Source organism: Citricoccus sp. CH26A, assembly GCF_000224415.1.
GTDB lineage: Bacteria > Actinomycetota > Actinomycetes > Actinomycetales > Micrococcaceae > Citricoccus.
In genome coordinates this window covers 242,120-248,767 of the sequence record NZ_AFXQ01000003.1, presented here as the reverse complement: position 1 = coordinate 248,767, position 6,648 = coordinate 242,120, and the positions used below count along the sequence as shown (strand labels likewise).

The window sequence follows — 6,648 nt, the reverse complement described above, 5'->3', positions numbered from 1 at the left end:
GGGGGTGTGCGAGCCGGCGTCGTATGCGGCGGTGCGCGGGTACGGGATGCCGAGCCGGTCGCAGAGGGCGTAGAAGTTCTCCTTCAGCGCGGCCGCGTCCAGGGCGTCCTCGTCCGGGTAGGGCACGGTGTAACCGCGGGCCTCCAGGGTGTCCCGGTGGCGGGCGGCGAAGCGGACGAGGTGGTCGTAGCTGGCCAGCAGCAGCAGCGGCCGGCCGGGCACGCGGCCGTTCAGCTCGTCCGCCACGGCCAGCAGCGCCTCCAGGACCGGGCCCTCCTCGGTCATCGGCCCGGCGGGGAACGCCTCCAGGATGCGCGAGTGCCGCAGGTTGCGGTTCACCGCGGTGGGGACCACGGCCGAGACGACCCCGTAGGCCTCGTGGAACTCCCGCGCCAGGGAGTAGGCCCCCACGTCGCCTCCGGTGATGACAGGGACGAAGGACTGCTCGGCGGGAACCATCATGGGTCCCAGCCTACCGGCGGACCCGGTTCGTCATGCCGTTCGCGCTATGGTGATGGGCGTGCCAGAGACCGATCCCCAGCCCCGTGCCCTGACCGTCCGCCGCATCACCACCCAGGAGCATGGGCGGTTCCTGGCGGAGCACGCGGAGTCCTCCTTCCTGCAGAACCCCCACTGGCCGGACGTCAAGGTCGACTGGCGCGGCGAGTCCGTGGGCCTGTTCGACGGGGACATGCTGCGCGCCGCCGCCCTCGTGCTGTCCCGCCGGCTGCCCGTGCCCGTGCCGGTGCTGCGGAACCGGAGCCTGGCGTACATCGCCGAGGGCCCGGTGTTCGACCGGACGCAGGTGCACCTGGAGTCGGTGCTGACCCCGCTCGTGCAGTACCTGAAGTCCCGCGGGGCGTTCCTGGTGCGCGTCGGGCTGCCCGGCGTCGTGCGCCGGTGGGACGGCGCCGAGGTGCGCAAGGCCCTGGCAGCCGGGCAGACGGCGTCCGTCACCGACCTGGAGCCGCTGCACACCGCCCCCGAGGCCGACGACGTCCGCGCCCGCCTCCGGGCACTGGGCTGGCAGGCCCCGAGCGAGAGCGAGTCCTTCGAGGCCGGGCAGCCGCAGTTCCAGGCCCGCATCCCGCTGCAGCCGGAGCTGTACGGCACCGAGCCGGTGAGCCCGGCCAAGGGCCAGGAGCCCGAGGACCCCGCCGTGACCGCCGCCCTGAACCGGATGGACTCCACCTCCCGGCGGCAGACCCGCAAGTCCACCCGCTCCGAGCTGACCGTCACCGTGGGCACCGAGGCCGACCTGCCGGCCTGGCAGGCGCTCTACGAGGAGACCGCGCGGCGCGACGGGTTCACCGGCCGGCCCCTGGCCTACTTCCAGCGCATGTTCACCGCCCTGAACTCCTCTCCGGGCAGCGCCTGCACCCTCTACCTGGCCCACCACGGCGAACAGCTGCTGGCCGCGGCCATCTACGTGCGGCAGGGCACCTTCGGCTGGTACGTCTACGGCGCCTCGTCCGCCGAGGAGCGCAAGCGATACGCCCCGCGGGCGCTGCAGCTGCGCCAGATCGAGGACTCGCTGGCCGCCGGGTGCACCTGGTACGACCTCGGCGGGATGAGCCCGTCGCTGGACCCCGAGTACGAGCTGGCCGGGCTGACGCGGTTCAAGACCACCATGGGGGCCGACGTCGTGCAGACCTACGGCGAGTGGGACTACCCCGTCAACCGGCTGCTGGCCAAGGGGTTCACCCTCTACATGGCTCGCCGGGGCTAGGACGCCCGGACGGCAGGACGCCAGGACGCCAGGACGGCGGGCTAGTGCCCGAACTCCTCCGGGTCCGCGCGGTTCGCCGACCTCCCGCCGGACTCGCTGACGTCCAGGGCGTCGATCGCCGCCTGGTCCTCGGCGCCCAGCGCGAAGGAGAACACGTCCAGGTTCTCCCGCTGGCGCTGCGGGTCCGCGGACTTGGGGATGGCGATCCGGCCCTGCTGCACGTGCCAGCGCAGCACCACCTGCGCGGGAGTGCGGCCCAGCCGGTCGGCGATCCCGGTGATCACCGGGTTCCGCAGCAGACCGCTCCCCCGCCCGATCGGCGTGTAGGCGGCCGTCAGCACGCCGGCCGCGGTGTTCGCCTCCTGGACCGGCCGCTGGGCGTCCTCCGGCTCGCAGTAGACCTGGTTGACCGCCGGGACCAGCCCGGCGTCGAGGACCGCCTGCAGGTGGGACGGGGCGAAGTTCGACACGCCCCAGGACCGGATCAGCCCGGTCCCCACGAGTGAGGCCAGTGACTCGCACGCCTGCACGTACCGGCCCTGGTCCGGGTTCGGCCAGTGCACCAGGAACAGGTCGAAGTACTCCAGGCCCGCGCGCTCCAGCCCGGCCTCCAGCGCGGTCCGCACCACGTCCGGTCCGCCGTGCCACCGCCGGTTGAACTTGGAGGTGACGAACACGTCCTGGCGCGGGATCCCGGAACCGGTGACGGCCCGGCCCACCGCGTCCTCGTTGGCGTAGTTCTCCGCGGTGTCCACGTGCCGGTAGCCCGCCTCCAGGGCCGAGGCCACGGCGCGCTCGCACTCGGCACCGGTCATCGGCCAGGTGCCCAGGCCGATCATCGGGATCGGCACGTCGTCCACGTTGGTGCCCTCGAGCAGGGCGTAGCGCTGGCTGGTCATGGGGCCACCTTAACGCACGGGCGGCACCTCCCCGCGAGGGAAGGTGCCGCCCGTGCGTCACTGGTGGATCAGCGGATCAGCCGCGGTAGTCCGTGCCGTAGTCGTCCAGCGAGATCGCGTGGAACTCCGGCGTGGACGAGGAGTCCAGCCCCGGGTAGTCGAAGTCCGCGAAGCCGGCCGGGCCGGTGAACAGGTTGGCCTTGGCCTCCTCCGTGGGCTCGACGTTGACCTGGGTGTACCGGTCCAGGCCGGTGCCGGCCGGGATCAGCTTGCCGATGATCACGTTCTCCTTCAGGCCCAGCAGCGGGTCCGACTTGCCCTCCATGGCCGCCTGGGTCAGCACCCGGGTGGTCTCCTGGAAGGACGCGGCGGACAGCCACGAGTCGGTGGCGAGCGAGGCCTTGGTGATGCCCATCAGCTCGTCACGGCCCGAGGCCGGCTGACGGCCCTCCGCCACGGCCTTGCGGTTCGCGGCGGTGAAGCGGGTGCGGTCGGTCAGCTCACCCGGCAGCAGGTCGGTGTCACCCGACTCGATGACGGTGATCCGGCGCAGCATCTGCCGGACGATGACCTCCACGTGCTTGTCGTGGATGCCCACGCCCTGGGACTGGTACACGTCCTGGACCTCCTGGACCAGGAACTTCTGGGCGGCCCGGGGACCGAGCACGCGCAGCACCTGCTTCGGGTCCACGGCACCGGCCACCAGCTGGGTGCCCACGGCCACGTGCTCGCCGTCGGCCACCAGCAGGCGCGCGCGGCGCAGCACCGGGTAGGCGATCTCCTCGGAACCGTCGTCCGGGGTGAGCACCAGCCGCAGCTGCTTCTCGCTGTCCTCGATGGTCACGCGGCCGGCGACCTCGGAGATCGGCGCCACGCCCTTCGGGGTACGGGCCTCGAAGAGCTCCTGGATACGGGGCAGACCCTGGGTGATGTCGTCCGCGGAGGCCACACCACCGGTGTGGAAGGTCCGCATGGTGAGCTGGGTGCCCGGCTCACCGATGGACTGGGCCGCGATGATGCCGACGGCCTCGCCGATGTCCACCAGCTGACCGGTGGCCATGGAGCGGCCGTAGCACTTCGCGCAGGTCCCAACGGCGGACTCGCAGGTGAGCACGGAGCGCACCTTGATCTCGGTGATGCCCGCGGCGATGAACGCGTCGATGGCGACGTCGCCGATGGCCTCGCCGGCGTGGCCCAGGACGGTGCCGTCCTCGGCCTCGACGTCGACCGCCAGGGTCCGGGCGAACGAGGAGTTCTCCACGGTCTCGTGGCGGACCAGCTCGCCGTCGGCGTTCGGCACGCCGATGACCTCGGTCAGGCCGCGCTCGGTGCCGCAGTCCTCCTCGCGGACGATGACGTCCTGGGAGACGTCCACCAGACGACGGGTCAGGTACCCCGAGTTGGCGGTCTTCAGCGCGGTGTCCGCCAGGCCCTTACGGGCACCGTGGGTCGCGATGAAGTACTCCAGCACGGACAGGCCCTCACGGTAGGAGGACTTGATCGGGCGCGGGATGATCTCACCCTTCGGGTTGGCCACCAGGCCGCGGATGCCGGCGATCTGCCGGACCTGCAGCCAGTTACCACGGGCTCCGGAGGACACCATGCGGTTGATGGTGTTCAGCTTCGGCAGCCCCGCCTGCATGGCGGCGGCGACCTCGTCGGTGGCCTTGTTCCAGACGTCGATGAGCTCGGAACGACGCTCCTCGTCGGCGATGAGGCCCTTGTCGTACTGGGCCTGGACCTTGAGCGCCTGGTCCTCGTAGCCCTCCATGATGGAGGCCTTGTCGAACTCCGAGGTGATGTCGGAGATCGCCACGGTCACGCCGGACCAGGTGCCCCAGTAGAAGCCGGCGTCCTTGAGGTTGTCCAGGGTCGCGGCGGTCTGCACCATCGGGTAGCGCTCGGCGAGGTCGTTGACCAGGGCGCCGAGGCTGCCCTTGGTGGCCTGGGTGTCCAGCCACGGGTAGTCGACCGGGAGCAGCTCGTTGAACAGCACCTTGCCCAGCGTGGTGTCCAGGACGGCGCGCTGGCCCTCTTCCCAGCCCTCGGGGGCCGGGACCTGGGCCGACGGCACGAAGCCGTCCACCGCGATCTTGACCGGGGCGTTCAGGTGCAGCGCGCCGGCGTCGAACGCCATGATGGCCTCGGCCACCGAGGAGTAGGCCTCCCCGGCCCCGGCCTCGTCCTCACGCACGGTGGTGAGGTGGTTGAGGCCGATGATCATGTCCTGGGCCGGGACGGCCACGGCGCGGCCGTCGGAGGGCTTCAGGATGTTGTGGCTGGAGAGCATCAGCAGCCGCGCCTCGGCCTGGGCCTCGGGGCTCAGCGGCAGGTGCACGGCCATCTGGTCACCGTCGAAGTCGGCGTTGAACGCGCCGCAGACGAGCGGGTGCAGCTGCAGGGCCTTGCCCTCCACCAGCATCGGCTCGAAGGCCTGGATGCCGAGGCGGTGCAGGGTGGGTGCGCGGTTCAGCAGCACCGGGTGCTCGGTGATGACCTCTTCCAGCACGTCCCAGACCTGCGGGCGGAAGCGCTCCACCATCCGCTTGGCGGACTTGATGTTCTGGGCGTGGTTGAGGTCCACCAGCCGCTTCATGACGAAGGGCTTGAACAGCTCCAGCGCCATCTGCTTCGGCAGGCCGCACTGGTGCAGCTTCAGCTGCGGGCCGACCACGATCACGGAACGACCGGAGTAGTCCACGCGCTTGCCGAGCAGGTTCTGGCGGAACCGGCCCTGCTTGCCCTTGAGCATGTCGGACAGCGACTTCAGCGGACGGTTGCCCGGTCCGGTGACCGGACGGCCGCGGCGGCCGTTGTCGAACAGCGAGTCCACGGCCTCCTGGAGCATCCGCTTCTCGTTGTTGACGATGATCTCCGGCGCGCCCAGGTCCAGCAGTCGCTTCAGGCGGTTGTTGCGGTTGATCACGCGGCGGTACAGGTCGTTGAGGTCGGAGGTCGCGAAGCGGCCACCGTCCAGCTGCACCATCGGGCGCAGCTCCGGCGGGATCACCGGGACGGCGTCCAGGACCATGCCCAGCGGCGAGTTGTCCGTGGTCAGGAACGCGTTGACGACCTTGAGCCGCTTCAGGGCGCGGGTCTTGCGCTGGCCCTTGCCGGTCTTGATGGTCTCGCGCAGCATCTCGGACTCGGCCTCGAGGTCGAAGGTCTCCAGGCGCTTCTTGATGGACTCGGCGCCCATGGAGCCCTCGAAGTACTGGCCGTACTTGTCCCGCATGGAGCGGAACAGGCCCTCGTCGCCCTCGAGGTCGGCGACCTTGAGGTTCTTGAAGCGGTCCCAGATGCGCTCCATCCGGTCCAGCTCGGCGTCGGCCCGCTTGCGGATCTGCGCCATGGTCTTGTCCGCGGCGTCGCGCGCCTTCTTCTTCTCGGCGGCCTTGGCACCCTCGGCCTCGAGCTTGGCCAGGTCCTTCTCCAGGTCCGAGGCCACGGCGGCGATGTCCGCGTCACGCTGGTCGGCCAGGTGACGGGTCTCCTGGTCGTGCTCGGCCTGCAGGTTCGGCAGGTCGGCGTGACGGGTCTCCTCGTCCACCCACGTGATCATGTAGGCGGCGAAGTAGATGATCTTCTCGAGGTCCTTGGGGGCCAGGTCGAGCAGGTAGCCCAGCCGGGACGGGACGCCCTTGAAGTACCAGATGTGGGTGACCGGGGCGGCCAGCTCGATGTGGCCCATCCGCTCGCGGCGGACCTTGGAGCGGGTCACCTCGACGCCGCAGCGCTCACAGATGATGCCCTTGAAGCGCACGCGCTTGTACTTGCCGCAGTAGCACTCCCAGTCACGGGTGGGGCCGAAGATCTTCTCGCAGAAGAGTCCGTCCTTCTCCGGCTTCAGGGTGCGGTAGTTGATGGTCTCGGGCTTCTTGACCTCGCCGAAGGACCAGTTGCGGATCTCGTCCGCGGTGGCCAGGCCGATGCGCATGAGGCCGAAGGATGAGTTGTCGTTGGACATGGTCCGTTGAACTCCTGATTTCTAGCGTTGATGAAGTCTTGGGGTGGGACGGG

The 6,648-nt window shown here is 70.2% G+C and carries 3 protein-coding genes and 1 pseudogene; 1 reads left to right on the top strand and 3 read right to left on the bottom strand.

Annotated elements, in window-relative coordinates:
• Positions 1–462, bottom strand: a pseudogene (locus CITRI_RS0103630) (carbamoyl-phosphate synthase); the annotation flags it as partial.
• A 52-nt stretch (positions 463–514) separates the two neighbouring features.
• Between CITRI_RS0103630 and CITRI_RS0103625 the strand changes: the two are divergent.
• Complete coding sequence (locus CITRI_RS0103625) at positions 515–1,729, top strand: peptidoglycan bridge formation glycyltransferase FemA/FemB family protein (RefSeq protein WP_141565927.1); 1,215 nt, start codon at positions 515–517, stop codon at positions 1,727–1,729.
• A gap of 41 nt (positions 1,730–1,770) precedes the next feature.
• Here CITRI_RS0103625 and CITRI_RS0103620 read toward each other — a convergent pair whose 3' ends face one another.
• Both CITRI_RS0103620 and CITRI_RS0103615 read right to left on the bottom strand, forming a co-directional pair.
• Positions 1,771–2,628 carry an aldo/keto reductase gene (locus tag CITRI_RS0103620; RefSeq protein ID WP_010143244.1) on the bottom strand — a complete coding sequence of 286 codons (858 nt, stop codon included), beginning with the start codon at positions 2,626–2,628 and terminating at the stop codon, positions 1,771–1,773.
• 76 nt (positions 2,629–2,704) lie between these two features.
• Complete coding sequence (locus CITRI_RS0103615; protein ID WP_010143242.1) at positions 2,705–6,595, bottom strand: DNA-directed RNA polymerase subunit beta'; 3,891 nt, start codon at positions 6,593–6,595, stop codon at positions 2,705–2,707.
• Between the last annotated feature and the right edge of the window lie 53 nt (positions 6,596–6,648).